The 22035-nt window shown below is 31.1% G+C and carries 20 protein-coding genes and 1 riboswitch; of the genes, 8 read left to right on the top strand and 12 right to left on the bottom strand.

Annotation, left to right across the window (positions count from 1 at the left end; genetic code table 11):
• The first annotated feature begins 40 nt into the window (after positions 1 to 40).
• The gene (locus tag GCL60_RS03890; RefSeq protein ID WP_161998063.1) at positions 41 to 601 is read left to right on the top strand and encodes a GNAT family N-acetyltransferase; all 561 of its coding nucleotides are present in this window, start codon (positions 41 to 43) and stop codon (positions 599 to 601) included.
• Here GCL60_RS03890 and GCL60_RS03895 read toward each other — a convergent pair.
• From GCL60_RS03895 to lpdA, 4 genes are all read right to left on the bottom strand, one after another.
• Positions 598 to 1377: a substrate-binding periplasmic protein gene (locus tag GCL60_RS03895; protein ID WP_153418557.1), complete on the bottom strand. Its 780-nt coding sequence runs from the start codon at positions 1375 to 1377 to the stop codon at positions 598 to 600. The genes GCL60_RS03890 and GCL60_RS03895 overlap by 4 nt on opposite strands.
• A 16-nt stretch (positions 1378 to 1393) precedes the next feature.
• A complete protein-coding gene (locus GCL60_RS03900) occupies positions 1394 to 2449 on the bottom strand; it encodes a BMP family lipoprotein (RefSeq protein WP_153418558.1) in 1056 nt (351 codons plus the stop codon).
• Between the two features lie 65 nt (positions 2450 to 2514).
• Positions 2515 to 3810: a dihydrolipoamide acetyltransferase family protein gene (locus GCL60_RS03905; protein ID WP_153418559.1), complete on the bottom strand. Its 1296-nt coding sequence runs from the start codon at positions 3808 to 3810 to the stop codon at positions 2515 to 2517.
• Between the two features lie 48 nt (positions 3811 to 3858).
• Complete coding sequence (lpdA, locus tag GCL60_RS03910; RefSeq protein WP_153418560.1) at positions 3859 to 5262, bottom strand: dihydrolipoyl dehydrogenase; 1404 nt, start codon at positions 5260 to 5262, stop codon at positions 3859 to 3861.
• Positions 5263 to 5384: 122 nt separating this feature from the next.
• Here lpdA and yihA point away from each other — a divergent pair, with 122 nt between their 5' ends.
• The 5 genes from yihA (at position 5385) to metB (ending at position 10149) form a co-directional block, all read left to right on the top strand.
• The gene (gene yihA, locus GCL60_RS03915; protein ID WP_153418561.1) at positions 5385 to 6077 is read left to right on the top strand and encodes a ribosome biogenesis GTP-binding protein YihA/YsxC; all 693 of its coding nucleotides are present in this window, start codon (positions 5385 to 5387) and stop codon (positions 6075 to 6077) included.
• Positions 6052 to 6675, top strand: coding sequence for a tRNA (cytidine(34)-2'-O)-methyltransferase (locus tag GCL60_RS03920; RefSeq protein WP_153418562.1), 624 nt, complete (start codon positions 6052 to 6054; stop codon positions 6673 to 6675). Before yihA ends, GCL60_RS03920 begins: the two co-directional genes overlap by 26 nt.
• Before the next feature lie 64 nt (positions 6676 to 6739).
• Positions 6740 to 6865: riboswitch (SAM riboswitch) on the top strand.
• Between the two features lie 159 nt (positions 6866 to 7024).
• Positions 7025 to 8011, top strand: a complete 987-nt coding sequence (locus GCL60_RS03925) for a hypothetical protein (protein WP_153418563.1) — start codon at positions 7025 to 7027, stop codon at positions 8009 to 8011.
• A gap of 49 nt (positions 8012 to 8060) precedes the next feature.
• Positions 8061 to 9017 carry an alpha/beta fold hydrolase gene (locus GCL60_RS03930; protein WP_153418564.1) on the top strand — a complete coding sequence of 319 codons (957 nt, stop codon included), beginning with the start codon at positions 8061 to 8063 and terminating at the stop codon, positions 9015 to 9017.
• Positions 9007 to 10149: a cystathionine gamma-synthase gene (metB, locus tag GCL60_RS03935; RefSeq protein WP_153418565.1), complete on the top strand. Its 1143-nt coding sequence runs from the start codon at positions 9007 to 9009 to the stop codon at positions 10147 to 10149. Before GCL60_RS03930 ends, metB begins: the two co-directional genes overlap by 11 nt.
• 1 nt (position 10150) lies before the next feature.
• Here the strand turns inward: metB and GCL60_RS03940 are convergent, their stop codons facing one another.
• A complete protein-coding gene (locus GCL60_RS03940; RefSeq protein WP_153418566.1) occupies positions 10151 to 10642 on the bottom strand; it encodes a hypothetical protein in 492 nt (163 codons plus the stop codon).
• Between the two features lie 214 nt (positions 10643 to 10856).
• On the opposite strand from GCL60_RS03940, the gene GCL60_RS03945 reads away from it, so the two are divergent.
• A complete protein-coding gene (locus GCL60_RS03945) occupies positions 10857 to 12161 on the top strand; it encodes an ATP-binding protein (protein ID WP_153418567.1) in 1305 nt (434 codons plus the stop codon).
• 1 nt (position 12162) lies between these two features.
• Positions 12163 to 12705, top strand: a complete 543-nt coding sequence (locus tag GCL60_RS03950) for a response regulator transcription factor (protein WP_153418568.1) — start codon at positions 12163 to 12165, stop codon at positions 12703 to 12705.
• Positions 12706 to 12712: 7 nt separating this feature from the next.
• On the opposite strand, the gene GCL60_RS03955 is transcribed toward GCL60_RS03950, so the two are convergent.
• The 7 genes from GCL60_RS03955 to GCL60_RS03985 all read right to left on the bottom strand — a co-directional run bounded on the left by GCL60_RS03955 (position 12713) and on the right by GCL60_RS03985 (position 21694).
• Positions 12713 to 13174, bottom strand: a complete 462-nt coding sequence (locus GCL60_RS03955; protein ID WP_153418569.1) for a hypothetical protein — start codon at positions 13172 to 13174, stop codon at positions 12713 to 12715.
• Between the two features lie 207 nt (positions 13175 to 13381).
• The gene (locus GCL60_RS03960) at positions 13382 to 14683 is read right to left on the bottom strand and encodes an MFS transporter (RefSeq protein ID WP_153418570.1); all 1302 of its coding nucleotides are present in this window, start codon (positions 14681 to 14683) and stop codon (positions 13382 to 13384) included.
• Between the two features lie 76 nt (positions 14684 to 14759).
• A complete protein-coding gene (locus GCL60_RS03965) occupies positions 14760 to 17573 on the bottom strand; it encodes a DEAD/DEAH box helicase (protein ID WP_161998064.1) in 2814 nt (937 codons plus the stop codon).
• 297 nt (positions 17574 to 17870) lie between these two features.
• Positions 17871 to 18569: a hypothetical protein gene (locus tag GCL60_RS03970; protein ID WP_153418572.1), complete on the bottom strand. Its 699-nt coding sequence runs from the start codon at positions 18567 to 18569 to the stop codon at positions 17871 to 17873.
• A gap of 335 nt (positions 18570 to 18904) precedes the next feature.
• Positions 18905 to 20080 carry a thiolase family protein gene (locus tag GCL60_RS03975; protein ID WP_153418573.1) on the bottom strand — a complete coding sequence of 392 codons (1176 nt, stop codon included), beginning with the start codon at positions 20078 to 20080 and terminating at the stop codon, positions 18905 to 18907.
• 11 nt (positions 20081 to 20091) lie between these two features.
• Positions 20092 to 20547, bottom strand: a complete 456-nt coding sequence (locus GCL60_RS03980; protein WP_202613993.1) for an EVE domain-containing protein — start codon at positions 20545 to 20547, stop codon at positions 20092 to 20094.
• 49 nt (positions 20548 to 20596) lie between these two features.
• Positions 20597 to 21694, bottom strand: a complete 1098-nt coding sequence (locus GCL60_RS03985; RefSeq protein ID WP_153418575.1) for a Glu/Leu/Phe/Val family dehydrogenase — start codon at positions 21692 to 21694, stop codon at positions 20597 to 20599.
• Positions 21695 to 22035: the final 341 nt, after the last annotated feature.

Consider the following 22035-nt stretch of genomic DNA (forward strand, 5'->3'; position numbering starts at 1 on the left):
ATATTTTCTTATATTAATGATTCATAGAGGTGATTTCGCTATGAATGAAAGTATCTTTTTAAAAATCAATGAAGAAACTCAATTAAAATATTTAAGTTTAAATGATGCGCCTGTACTTTTTAATTTAATTGAAAAAAATAGAAGTTATCTAAGGCAATGGCTTCCTTGGCTAGATCATAATAAAACGCTTGAGGATAGTACTTCTTATATTCAAAAAAGTATTTTGGGCTATCAAACGAAAGATGAATTATCGTTAGCAATTATTTATAATAAAAATATTGTGGGAACGATTTCATTTAATTCAATCAATGATTCTTTAAAACTAGCAATAATTGGATATTGGTTAGACAAAGATCACCAAGGTAAAGGAATAATAACTAACTCTTGCAAACAACTTATTTCATATGGTTTTGAAAATTTAAAATTAGAAAAAATCAAAATTTCTTGTGCAATAAAAAATACGTCAAGCAATGCTATTGCTAAAAAACTCCATTTCAAATTACAAGAAATGAAAATTAAAAATGAATGGCTTTATGACCACTATGAAGATACAAATATTTATATAATGACTAAAGAAGATTGGCTCAATATAGTTTTTTAAAATTTTTGTTTTTCTTTATCATTTACAAAATATTTTTCTTCATAAATTTTTAAATTATTTGTTTTAGACCATTTTTTTACAAATTGATTAAATTCTTTTTTAAGCTTTTTCTCATCTTTTCTAAATGCGGCAGATACTTTTTCAATATGAACTTTTTCAGGTAAAATAAAAATTTTAGATGAAATATTTTCAGGCATTGCATTTAAATAATGAATTTCAAATAAGACAGCATCCACTTTATTTGTTAATAAAGCATTAATGGGTGCATCAAATCCATTATACGTCATAATATTTAACTTTTCTCGAGCTGCATATAAAGCAGAACTTGTTCCTGCCGCCACTGAAATTACTTTATTATCTCTTACTAAGTCTTGAAGTGATTTATAATTTAAATTATTATTATTTATATTTTGCATTGCTAACACAAGTTCATTTTCATAGACAATATTTCCAAAACTTACTACTTTAAGTCTTTCTGGTGTAACAACAAGACCCACTGATATCATATCACATTTAAAAGAAACTAAAGATGGAATAATGCTTGCCCATTCAACATCTACAAAAACAGGAGTTTTATTTAAATAATTGGCAAAATCTTTCATAATAGAAACATCAAAACCATCCCAATTACCATTTGTTAATTTAATTTTATAAGGGATATAACCACCAGAAACACAAATTTTTAGTTCCTGTTTTTTTTGATTTTTATTTGAAGCATAGATATTTGAGACTAAAACAAACAAAGAAAGTAACAAGTAAGAAAAAAAATTAGTCATGAAAATACTCCGTAATTTAAATCTTTTTATTATCTTTCTTAGCTATTTCATAATAATCTGGTACTTTAATTTTTCCGTCTATAATTTCTGAACGAATTTTATTAATTTTTCGAATTTCAAAACCACTAAACAATGATCTATTGAATTTATCATATGCCCAATCTATGCCACCATTTCTTAGATCATAGTATTTAGCCTCAGCTGTAAATTTGCCTTCGACTAAATCTTTAATAGCCATGTAAACAGCGATATCAACATGTTTTACCATGCTTGTTAAAACCATTCCAGGTACCATATCATTTTGATTGGAATCGACACCAATAGCAAAGTATTTTTTTTCATTATCCTTCAAACTATTTAGCTGTCTAGTAGCATCAAAAATACCTGCTCCAGATGGTCCAGCAACTTGAAAAATAACATCGACACCATTGTGAAATTGAGAAAGTGCAATCTCTTTCGCTTTTGAAGGATTATTCCATGCATCTGGGGTCGTGCCAATAATACTATTGTAAACTTCTATTTTTGGAGAAATATATTTAGCTCCCGCCGTATAAGCTAAAGCAAAACGTTTCATCATAGGAATTTCCATTCCTCCAATAATGCCTATTTTTTTTGAATGGGATTTCATGGCAGCAATACTGCCCATAATAAAGGAACCTTGATCTTCTCTAAACAAAGCAGATCTTACATTTTTTTTCGAAGAAACCACTTCACTATCTATTGTTAAATATTTTTTTTCTGAATATTTTTCTGCTAAATTTTTAACATACCCAGAAGGATTAAAACCTACAGAAATAATTAATTTACAATTTGGATCTACAGAAAAACTTCTTAAAAAGTTTTGAATTTGCTCGTCGGAACGAGTTTCTAAAAACTTACTTTCTTTAGATATAGATAAAGAATCTAAAGCTTGCTGAAAACCAGCTACTGCGGATTGGTTAAAAGATTTGTCATCTTTGCCACCACGATCTAATACCATACATATTTTTTGATTTGCATATGAAGGTAAAGAAAGTAATAATCCTGAAAATAAAACGAGATTTTGTTTCAAATTTATGAAAGGCATTTTCATTTATATTCCTAAAGGAAAACCCAAAGGAAATCCTTTGGGTCATGTTATGAATTAGAATGCATGCTCTACATAACAGGGATATTCCAATTTTCAATTACATTTTTTACTGTACTTAAAAATTTACCACTATCTGAACCATCAATAACACGATGGTCAAAAGATAATACACAATAACACATTGTGCGGATTGCAATGGCATCATTTATAACAACTGGTTTTTTCTGCATAGCACCAATACCAAAAATAGCAACTTGTGGCTGGTTAATAATTGGTTGCCCAATTACAGTACCAAATCCGCCGTAATTACTAATAGAGAAAGTACCACCACGAACGTCTTCTGGAGCAAGTTTTTTATTACGTGCTTTTTCTGCTAAATTATTTAATTCACGTCCTAAACCTACAAAACTACGTTCACTGGAATTTTTTATTACAGGAACAATAAGACCCCAATCAAGAGCAACGGCACATCCTAAATTGATATCTTTTTTGTAAAGAATAGCGTCCCCATCAACACTTGCATTTACAATTGGAACAGCTTTAATTCCTTCAATAACAGCATGCAAAAAGAAAGGCATAAAAGTTAATTTAAACCCATTTGCGGCTTCAAATTTATCTTTAAACTTTGCACGAATGTCCACAATTTTTTGTAAATCAATTTCAATTACAGAAGTAACATGTGGACTGGTTCTTTTACTCATAACCATATGTTCTGCAATTTTTTTGCGCATACCACTTAAAGGAACACGACTAACACGAACACCATCAATAACACCTTCAGCAGAGCCTCCAGTGGATTTCATATGATCAGGTGTCGATTTAACAGCAGGTGCAGAAGCTGCTGCTGCGGCAGAAGCAACTAATGGTGAAACAGGTTTTCCACCTTCTAATGCAGCTAAGATATCGTTTTTAACTATTTTATTTCCTTCACCCGAGCCTTGAACTTTAGAAAGATCAACTGCATGCTCTTCCGCCATTTTACGAGCTAAGGGACTGGCAAATACTTTAGAAGAAGATTCGTTACTTGCAGATGAAGAATCTTGCGCAACTTGAACAGGTGCAGCCACAGCTGGTGCGGATGCTTTTTCAGGAGCAGGAGCTTGTGCAACCGATCCAGGAGCAGCAGCATCATCAATGATAGCAACTATGGAATTTACATTTACTGTTTCACCTTCTTTTGCAAGAATTTGAACAAGTACGCCACTTACAGGCGAAGGGATTTCCGTATCTACTTTATCTGTAGAGATTTCAAATAAAATTTCTTCGCGTTGTACTTTATCACCAAGTTTTTTATGCCAGCGAGTTAAAGTACCCTCTTGGATAGATTCCCCCATTTGTGGCATAAGTACATTCTGAGTTGCCATATTTCAAATATCCTTTTTTTTATCAGTTTTAAAAGAAAAACTAACATATCACATATTAATTGGATGACCCATAACCGCATGAGCTGCTTCTTTTATTACTTCAGAAACAGTTGGATGAGGATGAATAGAATGAGCAAGCTCTTCAATTGTCATTTCCAAGTTGTTACCTAATGCAAACTCAGCAATCATTTCGCTCGCTTTTGTATTTACAATATGAACACCAAGGACTTCTCCATATTTTGGATCGATAATGATTTTAACAAAACCATCCGCAATGTCATCTATGCGTGCTTTTGCATTTGCTGTGAAAGGAAATTTTGCTGTTTTATAAGCACGTCCTGCTTTTTTAAGAGCATTTTCTGTATAACCAATACTAGAAATTTCTGGATAAGTATAAATAGCTGCTGGATTTGTAAGATAATTGATTGGATGACGTTTTTTGCCAGCAATAATGTCTACAGCATAAAGAGCTTCAGCAGATCCCGTATGAGCTAATTGTGGTGTTGGAATGACATCACCTACAGCGTAAATACCAGCGATAGATGTTTGATATGTTTTTAGATCTACCGCAATGAATCCACGTTCGTCTAACTTCACACCTACTTTTTCAAGTCCTATATTTTCCACATTTGGTGCGCGGCCTACACTTAATAACACTTTATCAAATACGCGAGGAGAACTTTCCCCTTCAATAACAACTTCTACTTTATTACCTTTAGCTGTAATTGATTTTGTTTTAGTGCTCGTCAATACTTCGCAATTTTGTTTTTTAAGCGCTTTTGTTAGCTCTGCTGCTGTTTCATGATCTTCGGTTGGGCAAATTTGATCTGCCATTTCTAGAATTGTTACTTTAGATCCGTAACGACCATAGGCAGAAGCAAACTCACAGCCAATCACACCGCCACCTAAAACAGCCATTGTTTCAGGAACTTTATCCCACGCCCAAATTTCTTCGGAGGTCACAATATTTTTACCATCAACTTTAATATGTGGTAAATGACGTGCGCGGCTTCCCGTTGCAATTAAAATGTTTTTACAAGTGTAACTTGTTTTTTTTCCATCGGAAGTGACTTCAATTTGTCCTTTTCCAGTAATTGTTCCAAAACCACGAATGACATCGACTTTGTTTTTTTTCATTAAAAAACTAACGCCACCAGTCATCGTCTTTACAATTTCATCACGACGTTTGTTCACTTGAGGAAAATCAAGCTCAGGATTTTCTGCTCCCGCAATTTTAACTCCATAACTTGCAAATTTTTTGGCTTTATCCAACATAAGAGCAGATTGGAGCATAGATTTCGCTGGAATACATCCTACATTTAAACATGTACCACCAAGTGTCTGATCTTTTTCAATAATAGCAACTTTCATTCCCAACTGAGTTGCATAGATAGCACCTTCATAACCAGCTGGACCACTTCCAATAACAATCAAATCATAATTTGTAGACATTAAAATTTTTCCTCCAGTGACATTAATCCTAAAAATATCCTAAAAGACACTTGGAATCACCCGCTGTTTGTATGTAGTCTTGCCCTTCGTAAAACGCAACCTTGGGAAAGGGAAAACTCCCCATGCGCGAGATTAAACTACCAAAACAAGATTTTATATTGTCTCTGTCAGAAAAGAAAACCCCCCTAAGGGTTGAATTTGTTTGTTCCGGTCTAAAAAACGAGGACTTACCTGCATCTTCAGCCCCAGAATTTGCACTTGTAGGAAGGAGTAATGTTGGAAAAAGTTCTTTATTAAATTACTTAGCAGGTCAAAAACAACTTGCTCGAGTAAGTAATACTCCTGGAAGAACTCAAACCATAAATTTATTTTCAGCAGAAAAAGGAGAATTTTTTCTTGTTGATTTACCAGGCTATGGTTACGCAGAATCTTCTCACGCCACTCAAGCCCATTGGGAAAAAGGCATGCAAGCTTTTTTTGAAGGAAGAGAAGGTCTTTTTGCTATATTTATTTTAATTGATATAAGAAGAGAAGTTCAGCCAGAAGACGAAAACTTATCAAGATGGCTCCAAAACTTGGGCTTAAAAGTAATCGCCATTCAAACAAAGTGCGATAAAATTCACAAAAGCAAATGGCACGAAATCAGGGAACTGCATGCTAAAAAATTGGCGCTTCACCCAAGTCAAATCGTGACAACAAGTTCAGATAAAAAAATAGGCTTATCTGAAGTTTTAAAAATGATGTCTGGAATGCTTGATTCCCTTGATAAAGAACTAGAGGATTTAGAGAATGACACAGGAGAGCCCTCAAAATGAATATACTGGTAAACTTGTATATAAATTAGGTGAGAGTCTTTTATTACAAGAAGATATTATATTAAATAAAAAACCAAAACTTACTTTTGATAAAGCAGGATATTTGGAGCCATTATGCAGAAATGAATTACTAAAATTTCATCCTGAAGTTGTTTTATATTGTCCCCAAATTCCTCCAAACACAGGCACAATTGCGCGCATGTGTGCTGCTTTTTCTTGTACTTTACATTTGATAGAGCCTATGGGATTCCATATTACAGAAAAAGCTTTAAGAAGAGCGGGTCTCGACTATTGGGAACATGTGAATGTTTACTTACACAAAAGTTGGGATGATTTTATTCTGACTCGAAATAAAAGAAGAATCATATTTATTGAAACAGGTGGCTTGCAAAGTCCAATGGAGTTTCAATTTTTACCCGGAGATCTTTTAGTTTTTGGCGCAGAAACATTTGGCATACCAAATGAAATCATGAATAAAGAAATAGAAAAAAAGAGAGCACATAAGGTTACAATTCCCATGTTTAATCGAGGTGTCAGAAGTTTAAATTTATCAAATACCGCATCTATTGCAATGTATGTTGCTATTGCAAAGTTATAAAAACAATTTTCATTTTTTGTGTAATTGACACTAATTTAATTTTACAGTAGATTTTATTTATCTTGACTCATCAAGACCAGCTGAGGGACAGGCCCAAAGATGCTGGGGCAACCACTTTATGTTTCTAAATCTCATAAAGAAAGGTGCCAATTCCTACGGAAACCAAATGTGGTTAAACGAAAGATGAGATCAATGCGCGGCTTTATATATTTTTAGTTATATAATAACGACGCATCTTCGCCTAATCTCATTTCATCGACTAATCACACGAAAATTTTATGTTTTTATTATTTCTGCATTTTCGCCGAAATAAATAAATTTATTATTTTGAAAAATAGGAGGTTAGATCGTGGTATTAAGTATATTTTCAACACATTTAAAACCAATACATTTACTAGGAGCAGGCAAAGTTGGATGCGCTTTTTTATCTATTTTAAATCAAAAAAAATATAAAGTAATATCGGTAACAGATTCAAAACAAACCCTATATAATATCTGCGGACTAAATATAAATGAAATTTTAAAGATTAAAGAAATTGATAAAGCCCCATTATCTAATTATAAACTTATAAATGATATTTATGAACTTAACTCAGTTAAAAACTCTAACGAAATATATATAGATACTACATCTACAAGCATACAAAATTCAGAAATTAGTTTTAATCGATCTCAAAATATTTTAAAAAATGGAAATTTTATTTTATTAGCAGCAAAAGATAGTTTATTTTATGGAATTGATCAACTTTTAACAGAATACCCTGGTAAAATAGGAATCAATGCTGCTCTTGCAGGAACGGGAAAAAATTTAATTCAAAATTTAGATACACTAAGGAATGAATGTTTTGCCATCTCTGTTGTAGGAAATGCAACAACAACTTCACTCATAGAAGATATTGAAAATGGCTACACATTAGAAGAAGGAATTCAAAGAGCAAGAGCAAATGGTTTTTTAGAATCTGATCCTACTTTTGACTTAGATGGAACAGATGCTTTAACTAAAATATCAATTGTAGGAAAAGCTGTTTTTGGATATAAATATCAAATTGAAAAGATCAATCGTCAACATATAAATACGATAGACCCAGAACTTATTCGCTATAGAAAGCAAAAAGGAAAAACAACAAGATTATTAGGAAAAGCAAATATTGATGGAACTTTAAAAGTTTCCTATGATGAAGTAGATTTAAAATCACCTTTATGCACAACACCATATAGCGTTACTTACCAATATCACCTTAAAAATAATTCAGAACTTATTTTTAAGGGGGATGGAATTGGACCTAAAGGAACAGCGCAAGCAATTATGGAAGACTTAAACGCGCTTACACTTTAAACAAAATCTAACTAAAATTTAAACAATTTACAATATAGAGATAATAAATATGTACCCATATTCTTTATTAAAAGAAGGGGTTGGTAAAACACAACTTATTGCCCCCTATTTTAGTGATAATAAAAATTATGAAATTCTTTTTGAAATAAATGGAAACATAAATGGTCCCATTAAATTTATTTTAGGTGGCATATCTGCATCAAAACACGTAGCTTCTTCTTCTTTTAATTTTGAGAAAGGATGGTGGGAAAACATAGTTGGGAAAGATAAATCAATAGATTTAAATAAATACTGTATAATTAGTATGGATTATTTAGACTATGATGGTGTAACTACTTTTGATCAGGCAAAAGCAATCATTTTCTTATTAGATTATTTAAAAATAAAAAAAATAGAATCATTTATTGGTTACTCTTATGGAGGAATGGTAGCTCTAGCAATTGCTTGTATCTCGCAAAAATTAGCAAATAAAATCATTATTCTTGGAGCAGCTTCTGAAAGTTTACCACAATCTTATGCATTAAGATGCATTCAACAAAAAATTGTAGAATTAAACATAGGAACAAAAAATGAAAAAGAAGCTTTAGAAACAGCAAGAAAACTTGGAATTATTACTTACAGAAGCACAGAAGAATTAAATACTCGATTTTTAGATGATACAAATCCAATTGTAAATTATCTAGATAAAAAAGGAAAAGAATTTTCATCAAAGTTTTCATCACAAAAGTTTTTAAATCTATCAAAATCAATAAATAGCCATAAAGTGAATCCTTTTTATATTAAAGATAATGATATTATATTTATCGGATGCACATCTGATCAAATTATTCCATTAACTCAAATCAAAAAACTTTCTTACGAGTTAAATATTAAAAATATTGTTTATGAAATAGATTCTATTTATGGTCATGATTCTTATTTAAATGAAACATTAAAAATATCAAATTTATTTCAAATCATTTTCGAAGAACAAAAAAAATTTAAGGAGAAACAAAATGCATATTAGCAACACAACAAAAAAAGTAAGATCGGGAATTGAATTCGATAAACAATTTGGCTCTGTTATTCCTCCCATATATTTATCTGCAAATTATACTTTTGAAGACCTAGGAGAACGAAGAGAATATGATTATTCAAGAAGCGGTAATCCGACAAGATCCGTGCTTGCAAATACCTTAAGTGACATTGAAGGAGGAAGCGGATCTGTTGTTACTTCATCTGGTTTATCCGCAGTTAATCTTCTTCTACAATTGCTAAAACCAGGAGATCTAGTCATTGCACCCCATGATTGTTATGGAGGGACTTGGCGCATATTAAATGCTCTTTCTCAAAAAGAACATTTAAAAGTTTTATTTTTAGATTTAAATAATACCGAAGAATTAGAGGCTGCATTAAAGTTAAAACCAAAACAAGTTTGGATAGAAACACCAAGTAACCCTCTTTTAAGAATTGTTGATATTGAAAAAATTTGTTCTCTTGCTCATAAAGTAGACGCTCAAGTAATAACAGACAATACATTTTTATCTCCCTTATTACAAAATCCAATCTCTTTAGGCTCTGATTATGTATTACATTCAACTACAAAATACATTAATGGTCATAGTGATATTATTGGAGGTTGTGTTGTTGCCAATTCTAAAGAAAAATCAGATGAATTAATGTGGTGGGCGAATGCGACAGGCGTAACAGGTTCTGTATTTGATAGCTGGTTAACATTACGCGGCTTAAGAACACTTGAAGTAAGAGTAACAAAACAACAAGATAATGCTATTCGTATTGCTGAATATTTAAGTAGCCAAAAGGAAGTAACAAAAATATATTACCCTGGATTAACTACTCATGAAAACCATCATGTCGCAAAAAAACAGCAAAAAGGCTTTGGAGCTATGTTGAGTTTTGAATTAAATTTAGATTTTGAAAATATGAAAACTTTTATTTCTAAATTAAATCACTTTTCTCTAGCTGAATCATTAGGAGGGGTAGAAAGCTTAATTGCACACCCTTATAGTATGACTCATGCTTCAATGTCGGCTGAAGCTAAAAAGATTGCTGGAATTTCAGAAGGACTGATTCGTTTATCGGTAGGTATAGAAAACGCAGAAGATCTTATTTATGATATTGATAATGCCTTAAAATAAATCATTCTAATATTTGAAAATCAAATAACCCGACCGTTCCATCTTTATAAAATAAGCGCACTTGCCATAAACCAGTCATAAAAAGCTGCATATTTTCAAGACTTAAACAGCCAAATCCAATTCCTTCGGAAGCTTGGCTTTGTAAATTTGAAGGTAGAGAGGCTTGATTTACCGTAGGAGGTTGACTGCCATGACCCATATCTGGCATATATAAGTCTACTTTTTCTACATTTTTATATTGCTCAACACATAATAAAGCTTGTGCCATATTTTTAGAGTTTGGTTTTGTCTTAAATTGCAATGTTCCTAAATATTTTGATGTAATAGAGGGTCCTACATCCAGTACCTTACCCGAGTTTTTATCTATAGATGAGGTCTTCATAGTATATTCATAATCTAATGGCTTTTGTTTGTTTTTTAAATATACTAAAACAATTCCAACAATTCCAATTAAAATCCCTAAAATTAATATAATTTTCGAAATTTTTGTCATTTGTTTCCTCCAAAAAATCTTTCACAAAACAACATTCCCCAATTATCTAACTTTCAAATTGAAAAAAGGAAAGCAACAAAATAAAATTCACCGCAACAAATTACTGCACCCAACTGAAAAGAGCCTTTTCCCACTTGGTAAAATTGTTTAGGTAAGCTAAAAAGAACTAGGATAAAAATATCCTATTGTTATTTAAACAAAGAGTGGCTTTATAATGTTATTTATTGATTTACATAAAAAAATAAAAAAATACTTTTTAGGAAATCGTTTTCCTGATGAAAATAGAACAAAATTATTTTGGCTTATACGCCTCCGCTGGCTAGCAATATTAGGCTTATTAATCACTCTTTATTTAGAAATTAAGCTGGAATGGATAGCAGATTCTTTTATCGCTCTGTATATTGTTACACTTATAAATCTTATCATTCTAAATTTATGCACTTATTATATAACCAAAAAAATTATAAATATTTCATTAAATATTGTATTTTTTCAGCTAATTTGTGATTTAAGTGCAATTACATTTTTATTTGTAATTACAGGAGGAGTTTGGAATCCTTTTGTTCAAATTATTTTTCTTAATATTATTTTAGGTTCTATTTTATTAAAAGGATTTTCAGCACTTTTATTTTTTATTTACGCTATTTTATGTGTGTTATTTTTACATTATCCTACATTTACACCTCCTGCATTTTCTATATATCCAATGAACACAAGGTTCCTGTTACCAGCTCAATTAATTGTAAGTAGTCTTTTATTTTTAATAACTCATTGGCTTTCATATTCTCTTAGTTCGCAAAAAAAATATTCGGAAAAACTTTTAGAAGATAATAATCGCATAGATAAATTAAGGGCATTGGGAGCTATTTCTGCTGGTTTTTCTCATGAGTTTGCAACACCATTAAATACAATAAAACTAAGATCCTCTCGACTCATAAGAAAAAACAATTTAGAAGAAAATGATGATATTAAAGTAATACTTAAAGCAATTCTCCAATGTGAAAATGCAATTAAACAAATGCATACAAAAACTTTATCTGAGGATGAAACAAACTTTGAAGTCGTAAATATTTCAGAAATTGTAAACAAAATTATTTTAAGCTGGTCTTCTAAAGAAAAATTGATACATTATAATTTAAATTCAAATGTAAAAAAAATAAGCTGTTACATTCCTATACTTGCTTTTACAAAAGCATTTATAGATCTATTAGATAATGCAGAACAAGCAAGTAAAATCTCCGAATCAAATAAAAATATTTTTATAATCGTTGAATTATTTAAAAAAGATGATTTTATACATTTAATTGTAAAAGATAACGGGATAGGTTGGCCTCAAATTGTTAAAAAATATGCTGGAAAACCATTTGTAACTACCAAAGAAAATGGAGTTGGCCTTGGTTTATATAATGGATTTACTTTTGCTTCTGCTGTTGGAGGAAAATTAATTTTATCTGACAATATTAACGGAGAAGGAGCATGTGCTCAATTTCAAATTCCTGTCTATAAAGAGGGAGCATAATATGACAAAAAAGAAAATTTTAATAATTGAAGACAACGAGGATTTTCGTTCATCATTAGCGCTTGAATTTGAAGATAAAGGTTTTGAAGTTATTCCAATTGAATCAATGAACCAAATACCAAAAACAAATATAGACTATGCTATCGTTGATTTAAGATTAAAAAATGATAATGGCATAAAATGCGTTGAATTAATTCAACAAATATCTCCTTTTTGTAGGATTGTTATGCTAACTGGATATCCGAGTTTAGCTACTGCTGTTAAAGCAATTAAAAAAGGCGCTATCAATTATCTTGCAAAGCCTGCTAATATGCAGCAATTAGAAAAAGCATTATTTGAAGAAGAGTTTATTGAAACAGAAAATAAAAAAAATACTAATGCCACATTTATACCTGTAGCACCAAGTCTTGCTAGGCATGAAAGAGAGTATATTGAATATATTTTATCTGAATGTAATGGTAATATTACTTCCGCAGCAAAAAGACTTGGACTTCATAGACAAAGTTTACAAAGAAAATTAAAAAAATATCCACCAAAAAGTTAAAATTCTATTATAACGAATTAAGACATGAATATAATTTTAATTTAATTTTATGAAATTGATCTATATTAGCTAACACAAGGATACTTTTTAGATTATTTTGATCATCAAAATAAGAATATTCTTTAAGTTTATTATTTTTTCTTTCATTAAATGAAATTTCAAGCTCCTCTTTTTTGGGACTTAAAATATATTGTGAACATGAATGATAATCGTAGTAAATAATACCATTTATAATTATTTTACAATTTTTTTTATCAAAATATTTAGATTTCATTAAAAAATTATTATACTCTTGATTTGATTCTACAAAAAAATTATTGCAGTATACAGAAGTAGATAAAATGAAGTCTTTATTTTCTTTTACTCTAATTTCATTTTGAAAAGAAATATTTTGTTTTATAGAAGCATGACATAATCCTGCATAAAATAATATAATTGTTAAAATAATCCTCATAAATAATATTTTCATAAATTTTCCAAAATTTTTAGCATATAAAACAAAAATTCATATTATAGGTAAAATAATACTTTTATCCTCAACTTCTAAATAGAACTAAATTATTATAATGTCAAATTTATTCAAATTAGTAAAAAAAATGAATAAAAATAGGATTAAAGAAACAAATTTAAACATATTTTTATTTAATTAAAATAAATTTATAATTTAAAAAATTTATTAATCATATTGCTTATAAGGCTTAAATAAGCTAAATAAGAGGGCGATTATAGATACAAAAATAATAAAATAAGCTGGAGAAATAGTGGAACCTGTTTTTTCGATTAAAGAAGTTACTATAAGTGGAGTTAATCCACCAAAAATTGCAAAAGCTAAATTATAACTAAACGAAGCCCCTGAATATCTAATTTTGGCTGGAAATGATTGGATAAGCAAATACATAGAGGAAGCTGTAGCAGCTGAAGTAGCAATGCTTGCTAATAAATAACATAAATAAATGGATAAAAAGTTATTTTGAGAAAAATTTAAAAAGACAGGATAAGAAAACAAAATAAATAAGATACAAGAAAAATTTAATACTTTTTTGGGACCAATTTTATCGCATACAATTCCAAAACAGAGAGTTAAAATAGAATATAATAATACCGCTATAGAATTTATTCTTAAAATATCTTCAGATTGAAAGAAATAATATGTTTTTAAATAATTAGGTAAATACAATAAAAATAAAGAAACAGCAACAGCAACAACCCATAGACCTGTTGTTGTTTGTATAATAGTTAATTTATGTGACTGAAATACTTCTTTTAATGGTATTTTTACAACTTCATTTTTCATTTTTTTAAAAACAGGGGTTTCATTTAAAAACCCTCTTAAGTAAACAGCAATAAGTCCTAAAACCCCACCTATTAAAAAGGGAATTCTCCATCCCCAAGAATTTAATGATTCTTCATGCATAAATTTTGTAAGAATAAAACCAACAAATGATCCTAAAAACGTTCCAAATGTAACTCCACAGAAAAGTGCCCCACAAGAAAGTCCTCTGTTTGATTTTTGCGCATGTTCATAAATAAAAGTTAAAGAACAAGGTATTTCTCCACCTATAGCAAGTCCTTGTATAAATCGACATAAAACAAGTAAAATAGGAGCAAATATACCAATTTGAGAATATGTTGGAAGACAACCTATTATAAAGGTAGGTAATGCCATTAAAAAAACCGTTAATGCAAAGGAGTTTTTCCTTCCTTTTTTATCACCAAAATGACTAAAAACAATGCCCCCTAATAATCGAGCAAAATATCCACTAGCAAAAACAGAATAGGATAAAATTAAACCCGTTACTGGAGAATTCGTTTGGAAAAATAGATTTGACATAATGGAAGCAAAATATATGTAAACGACAAAGTCGTAAAATTCTAACGATCCTCCAATTGCAGATAATGAAAATATTTTAATTTCTTGCCGAGTTAATTTTTTATTTTCTGCTTGAATATTTTCTTCTGCTTTAAGTGGTAGGCTCAATGTAAATTCACTCCAAAATAAAAGTTAATTCATTTCAGAGTGAAAATATCATTAAGAAAAAAAGGAGACAAGTTGATTAAATATTATTTACTATTTCTTCAAGGCTACCAGGGGTATTTTCAAATTCATCTGCTTCTTCAACCAACATTCTATTTCTTGCATCTAATGGTTCTCTTAAAAGAATTCTTTGCAAACGTTTAGCTTCCGAAGCGATAGCTGGGTCAAAATCGACAAGTCGTCCACAGCTTTGTAAAAAGGTAGAAAATCGAAATAAAACATTCATGCAATCACCTGCTGAAAAATATTTAGAAGAATGTTCTTCAACAAGATCATCCCAAGATGTTTTTGGATTTAACCATTGTTTAATTATAGAAGCAGCACCCAAATTGAATTCCCTAAATACAATTATATTTTCTTGAACATCTTCCCATTTTTTAGGCTTAATTTCATCATATAACTCTGGAAATAAATTATTTGGGTAGTATTTTTCTATTAAAGTAGGAATATTTAAATCGTTTAAAAATTCCATGTCCGCATAGGTACTTGGAATTTCTTTAAAATGAGCAGCTCCAAAAGCAGACATTGCTTGCAAATAATCAATAAAGGTATCTTTATTTAAATGCCCTTGAGCCAACCAATTTGCAATAATAAGGCCTCCAGCCTGAGGAAAATGTCTCGCTAAATTTCCCATTTGTGAAGGCACAGAGCCATCGAGGGCGCCTACTTCTTGCAAATGATTTATAATTTGATTTAGCATACTATGACTTGCTGTTTGCATCATAGAATGACATGACGATTTTGCTGGACAATGATTACATGCAATTCCAGAACGTTTTTTACCCTTTTGAAATTGTTTATATGTATTAGGTATATCTTGACATGCAATGCTATCAATTCCCATCTTTTGATATAAGGTAGCAGATAAAAGATCATGATCAGCAACAAAAACTTGAGAAGAATCACGAGATCTCATAAAAAATGATTTTTGATAAAACATAGATAAATAAGCAATACTTTGGTGTTGCCCTAAAATTCCAATTACGGTTGTAGGATCAAACTTTAAAGAACTTTTACATGGCTCTCTGTCTTTTGGTTTTTGAGAAGCATAACGTCCTGCATTTAGCCACAAAGAAAAACCTTGTTTATCATGACCACGTCTTCCAGCTCTGCCAAGCATTTGCATAATTTCTGTATTTGAATAAATGGTTTCTCCACCTTCACTGGGTCTGGATTCATCGGAAACAAATGCACTTCTTACAGCAAAATTTACGCCTAAACTGATTCCCATAGTTCCACAACAAACTCTTAATAACCCCTCTTTTAGCAGCGTTTCTATCGCAACTCTACCTGGTGGAATCATCCCACTATGGTGATAAGCAATGCCATAACGGGATACCAATTTTTGTAATTCAGGTGGAACATATTCATACCCAGAAAGAGTTTTTAATCTTTCTCTTAATTTTTCAGCATCAGGACCTTCAAAATCTTTTTTAAAGTTTTTAGCAAAACTTAAAGCAATGCCTTCTACATCACCTCTTCTTCCTGCATAAATTACAATAGGGCCCATATTTAATTCAAGTGCAGTTGAAATAGGCTGAATAAAAGAATTATAGACATCTTTTCCACGAAAACGTCTATTTTCTTTTCTTTGAATACGACCAATTTTAGCTAATTGAACTTCTTCATCTGGCTTTAATTTTAAATCTTCGGCAAAAATCCAGCCAAATTTTGTATAAACCATATGAACTAAAGGAACAGGTCTTTTTGTTACTTTAACAACAACTGTTTCTTTGCCTGTTAAACTTTTAATCCAAGAAGCAAACTCTTCACTATTGGGAACACTTGCAGATAACAAAACAAGTTGACTATCTTTAGGAGTTAATATCAAAGATTCTTCCCAGGCACTACCACGACTCTCGTCTTGCAAAAAATGATATTCATCATAAACAACAACACGGCGGCTCATATTGGGTTCAATACCTAAAAGGCTGTTACGATAGGTTTCTAAAGTAGCAAGCATAATAGGAGCATTTAAATTTTCTTTAAAATCTCCCGTATTAATACCAACAGCCTCTCTTCCGTATTTTTCGCTAAATTCACGATATTTATCGTTACTTAAGCTTTTTACAGGGCTTGTATAAATAAGCTTCCCGCCTTCTTTCATTCTATATTCAAGCAAGGCTTCTATAACACGTGTTTTTCCTGCTGAAGTAGGCGCATCTACAATAACATGTTTCCCAGCAAGCAAAGCTTGTAATGCGTTGTATTGCCATTCATCTAACAACAATCCACCCGGAGTTTTTAAATGACTTATTTCTTGATCTATTTTTGCTTCTTGATTGGCAATAATCGTTTTATTTTGCTTCGTTAAGCTTTCTTTGTATTTTGCTAATGCAAAACCCCTTGAAGGAATTTCTTTTGGTTTTTCAAATATTTTAGGATTAGAAACTTCTTCTTTTGGAAGTTCAATTGCTTCTTTTTTGCCACGTAAATAAGATTTTGTCGGCTGAAATTTAGGTGAACTAAAAGAACTCGCACTGCTGTTTTTAAGTTTTGAATTATTTTCACCATGATGAGTTGTTGCCACACCTAAATCAATTGCACTTACAGTTCCATTTACAAGTGAATTTATTTTTTTTCTAGCTTCATTTGCTAGTTTTTGAAGCGTTTCTGCACCAATTTTTTGTTCTAAAAAGTTGTCAAATGCAATATGATTTTCTTTTGGAGATTTATTCTCACCATTGTTTTTACGAAATTTATTTTGAGGGTGAAATCGATTTGATGAAGAGGAATTATTATCTCTATTTTTCTTTTGATTTCCTTGAAAGGATTTTTCTTTAGAGCCGCGAATTGGTTTTTTACCTTCTTTAACATTATTTATATTTTCCATACGCTCCTTAAAAGAATGATTTTTTTTTTGCAAAATTTCCTCCAAAACACAATACCTGTATACCAGAATACCGATTCTTGCCCTAAATTCGTCAGTGGGTGAATATACCGTGAATGATATAAGATATCTAGTCTTATAATATCATAAGAATTATTAAAAAAATTAGGATAACAATTATTTTTTATCTATTGAAATAGGAATGATAATTTGCGATCAGAAAAAAATTGATTTTATGTCGATATTAAATTGTAAAAAAGGATTTAAATGAAATTCAAATAAATCCTTTTTATAATTTTTTTAGAGACTGTATGAAGCTGTCAAATTAGCAGAAACTTCATTAAGTGACCAATTAGAAGAATCACTGCTAGTAACTATACCGTTTGCTTTTTCTTTTCTATCATTCTTATAAGAATGTCTATTATATGTTAGGCCAGCACCAATGCTAAAGTTTTGCGCTACTTCATAAGTACCAATTACACTAGCACCATAAATAAAATGATTTTTTATAGTTGAATCAATTGCGTAGTTAATATTAGTATTTTGACTCACTTTAAAATCTAGATCACTATAAACACCATATCCAAAATTTCCTAAAGTAAAAATAGCGAATTTTTCCGATGGTTTAAATTTAAAACCCGCATTAGCCATTAATGCTAAAGTTGAAAAAGTACCTTCTATTTTTATAATATTAACTTTATCATTTTCCCCTGTTAAACGAGAATAATTAATCCCACCTCCTACAACAGGAGATCCAATGCTGGTTTCAAAAAGTGAGTATAAAGCGGATGCATTCACATTAAAACCAGACATACTGGAGTCTTTAATATTAGCTTTATTATTATCGCGATTCATTCCTGAATAATTTGAAAAACCAACGCCACCAAGAATGTCTAAATTTAGTTTAGAAGAAGCAGTCTCTTTATTGCTTTCTTGAGCAAAAGCCATTTGGGAAGCAACAAGAGAACTTATTAAATATACTGATTTTCTAATTAACATTTATATCTCCTAAGATAATTTATAAAAAACCTCTCTAATGAATAAAGAAGTATTCATGAATTATAGGAATGCTTATTTAAATACAAATTTAGTTATGGCAATCTTTACTCTAGTTGATTTATTACTAGATAACCCCAAGAAAAAAATAAATAAATATAAATAATATTATAAATGATTGATATAATATTTTTATTTTGTATTTAATAATTACATGATGTTAAAACAAAATAAAACAACTCATAAAATGTATTTAAGACAATTAATGAGTTGTTTGAAATAATTATTAGGAAATTTATATAGAAAAAAAATTAAAAATTTTAATCCTATTTTTTAAATCAAACCCTTTCAACAATAACAGCTATTCCCTCGCCACCACCAATGCATAAAGTAGCAAGTCCATATTTTTTCTTATTGTGAATTAAAGAATGAACAAGTGTTGTTAAAATTCGTGCTCCGCTTGCTCCTATCGGGTGCCCAATTGCGCACGCTCCACCATTCACATTTACTTTTGAATGCGGAATTTCTAGTTTTTTCATGGCAGCCATTGTAACTAATGCAAAAGCTTCATTAATTTCAAATAAGTCTATTTGTTGTGAAGTTAAATTTGCTTTTTGTAAAGCACGTTGCATAGCCGTAACAGGAGCCGTTGTAAACCATTTTGGATCTTGAGCATGTCCAGCCCAACTTACAATTTTAGCTAACGGTTTTAAATTATATTTTTTTATAGCTTCTTCAGAAGCTAATAATAAAGCGGCTGCGCCATCATTAATTTTTGATGCATTTGCAGCTGTGACAGTTCCATCTTTATCAAATGCAGGTTTTAAATTTCCCATTTTTTCAAGATCAGCAGCCATAGGTTCTTCATCTAGTTCTATCTGCGTTGTAACCTTAGAGTTTGTTACTGTAACTGGAGCAATTTCATTTTTAAAAAGACCCATATCTATAGCTTTTCTTGCTCTTAAATAACTTTCTTTTGCAAATGCATCCTGTTCTTCTCTAGAAAAGTGATATTCTTTTGCACATAACTCTGCGCAGCTTCCCATATGCAAATTATTATAAGGATCCCATAAACCATCTATTATCATAGAATCTATGATCTCTTTATTTCCCATCCGCATTCCTTCTCTTGCTTGCGGCATAAGATAAGGAGCGTTTGTCATACTTTCTTGACCACCAGCAATTACTAAATGAGAATCTTGAACCATAATAGATTGAGCACCTAAAATGACAGACTTTAAACCGCTACCACAGACTTTTCCAATGGTTAATGCTTGAACACTCTCAGGCAATCCAGCATAAATTGCTGCTTGTCTAGCAGGAGCTTGTCCTACTCCCGCAGTTAAAACTTCACCCATAATAATTTCATCAATATGAGTGCTACTTACTCCACTTGCTTCCACAACTGCTTTTACGGCAGTTGCTCCTAACTTTGAAGCAGATAGACTTTTAAATACCCCTTGAAATCGCCCCACAGGAGTTCTTTTTGCAGCAACAATATAAACACTATTCATATGATAATCCTTTATTTGTGAAATCGAGCCAATTGCAAAATAAAACTATATTCATTTAAAGAAACAGGCAAGATCGATAATCTTTGACCTTTCCTTAATAGAAGCATATTTTGAAGAGGTTCATGTTCACGCATTTCAGAAAGTGAAATAAATTTTGGAAATTTTTGTGGTTTGCCTACAGTAACAGCGTACCATCTTGGATTTTCTTTTGTTGCTTTGGGATCAAAATATTCCGAATTGGGATCAAGCGCGGTGAAATCTGGCTTTGCCTCTTCAACAACTTCTGCAAGTCCAACAATTCCTGAAGGATTTGCATTGGAATGATAAAATAAAACTTTATCTCCTACCTTCATTTCTTTTTGCATAAAGTTTCGAGCCTGGTAGTTTCGAACGCCATCCCACTGTTCTTTTTGCCCCATTTTTTTTTCCAAATCAAAAAAAGAAAAAACATCGGGCTCGGATTTCATTAGCCAAATCCTGGAAGGCAAATAATCAATGAGAGGCTTTTGCATGATGTTACTTTTTCAACTTTCCTATGGCTGAGGTTTCTAATTGAGACATCGATTTTAAATTAGAAACACTTTTAATTCTTTTTTCTGCAAAACGCTTTGAGGCATCTTGCGTCGTAATTCCTAATTTATCAGCTTCAATAAAGATCGTTTCCAAGGTAGATGCAATACGTGCCACTTCCGATTCTACTTTTTCTAATTGATAGCCCGTAATTTCATTTGCTACATTAATAAGCCCACCAGCATTGATTACAAAATCGGGTGCGTAAAGAATTTTTAAATCTTTTAACATTTTTGCATGTTTTTCTTCATCTTCTAATTGATTATTTGCACATCCTGCAATGACTTTAGTTTTAAACATTTGTATGTTGCTTGTGTTTAAAGTAGCACCACGTGCACAGGGCGCATAGACATCTAAATCAAGAGAATATAATTCTTTTTCAGAAACAATGGTTGCATTATAAAGGGAATGCATTTCTTTTAATTTTTTGTCATCAATGTCTGAAATATATAATTTTGCGCCTTTATCATGAAGCATTTGGCAAAGATGTTTTCCAACGGCACCTACTCCCTGTATAGAAACTTTCAATCCATGAAAATCGGATCGTCCTAATCTATGACGAACTGCAGCTTGCATTCCATAAAATGTACCTTTTGCTGTCATAAAACTTGGATCACCACTACCACCTAATCCAGCAGATACACCTGTTACAAATTTGGTTTCTAAACGGATATGATCCATGTTTGTTACGTTTGTATTCATATCTTCAGCTGTAATATATCTTCCACTTAAGGATTGAACAAAACGACCAAAAGAGCGAAACATTTGTTCTGTTTTTTGTTTTGGATCAGCAATAATAACCGCTTTTCCCCCACCCAAAGATAATCCAGCACAAGCGGCTTTATAAGTCATTCCTCTACTAAGTCTCAAAACATCTAGTAATGCATCTTCTTCATTTTCATAAGGTAAAAGTCGTGTTCCGCCCAAAGCTGGCCCCAATGTTGTGTCATGAATAGCAATAATGGCTTTAAGTCCTGAAGCAGGATCATTGCAAAAAACAATTTGTTCATGACCCATGGATTCAATTTGTGAAAATACTTTCATTTTAAACTCCTCTAAATATGGATAAAACAATCATGAAATAGGCACATAAATTTATAATGCCTCAAAAAAGAACATTTTTATTCAACAATCATTAGGTGCTTATTTACATTTAAATACTTACCAAAAGTGTAGAATATTACAAGTAGGCGACCTAAAATCGCCTATTAAACATAATCAAAAGCCATTGAAGACCCTAAAGGGTGAAATTTTTTATGTTTTATTTTGTTTTAGCTATAACTGCTTGATATTTTATATAAAAATACCCATAACATGGGGGGTGTTGTATTTATTTGCTTTTTATGATATAATGGAAAAAGCCTTAAATTTGTGCGAGGTACAAA

It is taken from the genome of Silvanigrella paludirubra, from assembly GCF_009208775.1.
Taxonomy (GTDB): Bacteria; Bdellovibrionota_B; Oligoflexia; order Silvanigrellales; family Silvanigrellaceae; genus Silvanigrella; species Silvanigrella paludirubra.

Coding starts and splice junctions, on each gene's coding strand:
- GCL60_RS03970 (WP_153418572.1), bottom strand. CDS start 18,569: ATGTTAATTAGAAAATCAGTATATTTAATAAGTTCTCTTGTTGCTTCC.
- GCL60_RS03950 (WP_153418568.1), top strand. CDS start 12,163: ATGACAAAAAAGAAAATTTTAATAATTGAAGACAACGAGGATTTTCGT.
- lpdA (WP_153418560.1), bottom strand. CDS start 5,262: ATGTCTACAAATTATGATTTGATTGTTATTGGAAGTGGTCCAGCTGGT.
- GCL60_RS03945 (WP_153418567.1), top strand. CDS start 10,857: ATGTTATTTATTGATTTACATAAAAAAATAAAAAAATACTTTTTAGGA.
- GCL60_RS03975 (WP_153418573.1), bottom strand. CDS start 20,080: ATGAATAGTGTTTATATTGTTGCTGCAAAAAGAACTCCTGTGGGGCGA.
- GCL60_RS03965 (WP_161998064.1), bottom strand. CDS start 17,573: ATGGAAAATATAAATAATGTTAAAGAAGGTAAAAAACCAATTCGCGGC.
- GCL60_RS03900 (WP_153418558.1), bottom strand. CDS start 2,449: ATGAAAATGCCTTTCATAAATTTGAAACAAAATCTCGTTTTATTTTCA.
- GCL60_RS03890 (WP_161998063.1), top strand. CDS start 41: ATGAATGAAAGTATCTTTTTAAAAATCAATGAAGAAACTCAATTAAAA.
- GCL60_RS03920 (WP_153418562.1), top strand. CDS start 6,052: ATGACACAGGAGAGCCCTCAAAATGAATATACTGGTAAACTTGTATAT.
- GCL60_RS03905 (WP_153418559.1), bottom strand. CDS start 3,810: ATGGCAACTCAGAATGTACTTATGCCACAAATGGGGGAATCTATCCAA.
- GCL60_RS03955 (WP_153418569.1), bottom strand. CDS start 13,174: ATGAAAATATTATTTATGAGGATTATTTTAACAATTATATTATTTTAT.
- GCL60_RS03940 (WP_153418566.1), bottom strand. CDS start 10,642: ATGACAAAAATTTCGAAAATTATATTAATTTTAGGGATTTTAATTGGA.
- metB (WP_153418565.1), top strand. CDS start 9,007: ATGCATATTAGCAACACAACAAAAAAAGTAAGATCGGGAATTGAATTC.
- GCL60_RS03980 (WP_202613993.1), bottom strand. CDS start 20,547: ATGAAATCCGAGCCCGATGTTTTTTCTTTTTTTGATTTGGAAAAAAAA.
- yihA (WP_153418561.1), top strand. CDS start 5,385: ATGCGCGAGATTAAACTACCAAAACAAGATTTTATATTGTCTCTGTCA.
- GCL60_RS03930 (WP_153418564.1), top strand. CDS start 8,061: ATGTACCCATATTCTTTATTAAAAGAAGGGGTTGGTAAAACACAACTT.
- GCL60_RS03985 (WP_153418575.1), bottom strand. CDS start 21,694: ATGAAAGTATTTTCACAAATTGAATCCATGGGTCATGAACAAATTGTT.
- GCL60_RS03895 (WP_153418557.1), bottom strand. CDS start 1,377: ATGACTAATTTTTTTTCTTACTTGTTACTTTCTTTGTTTGTTTTAGTC.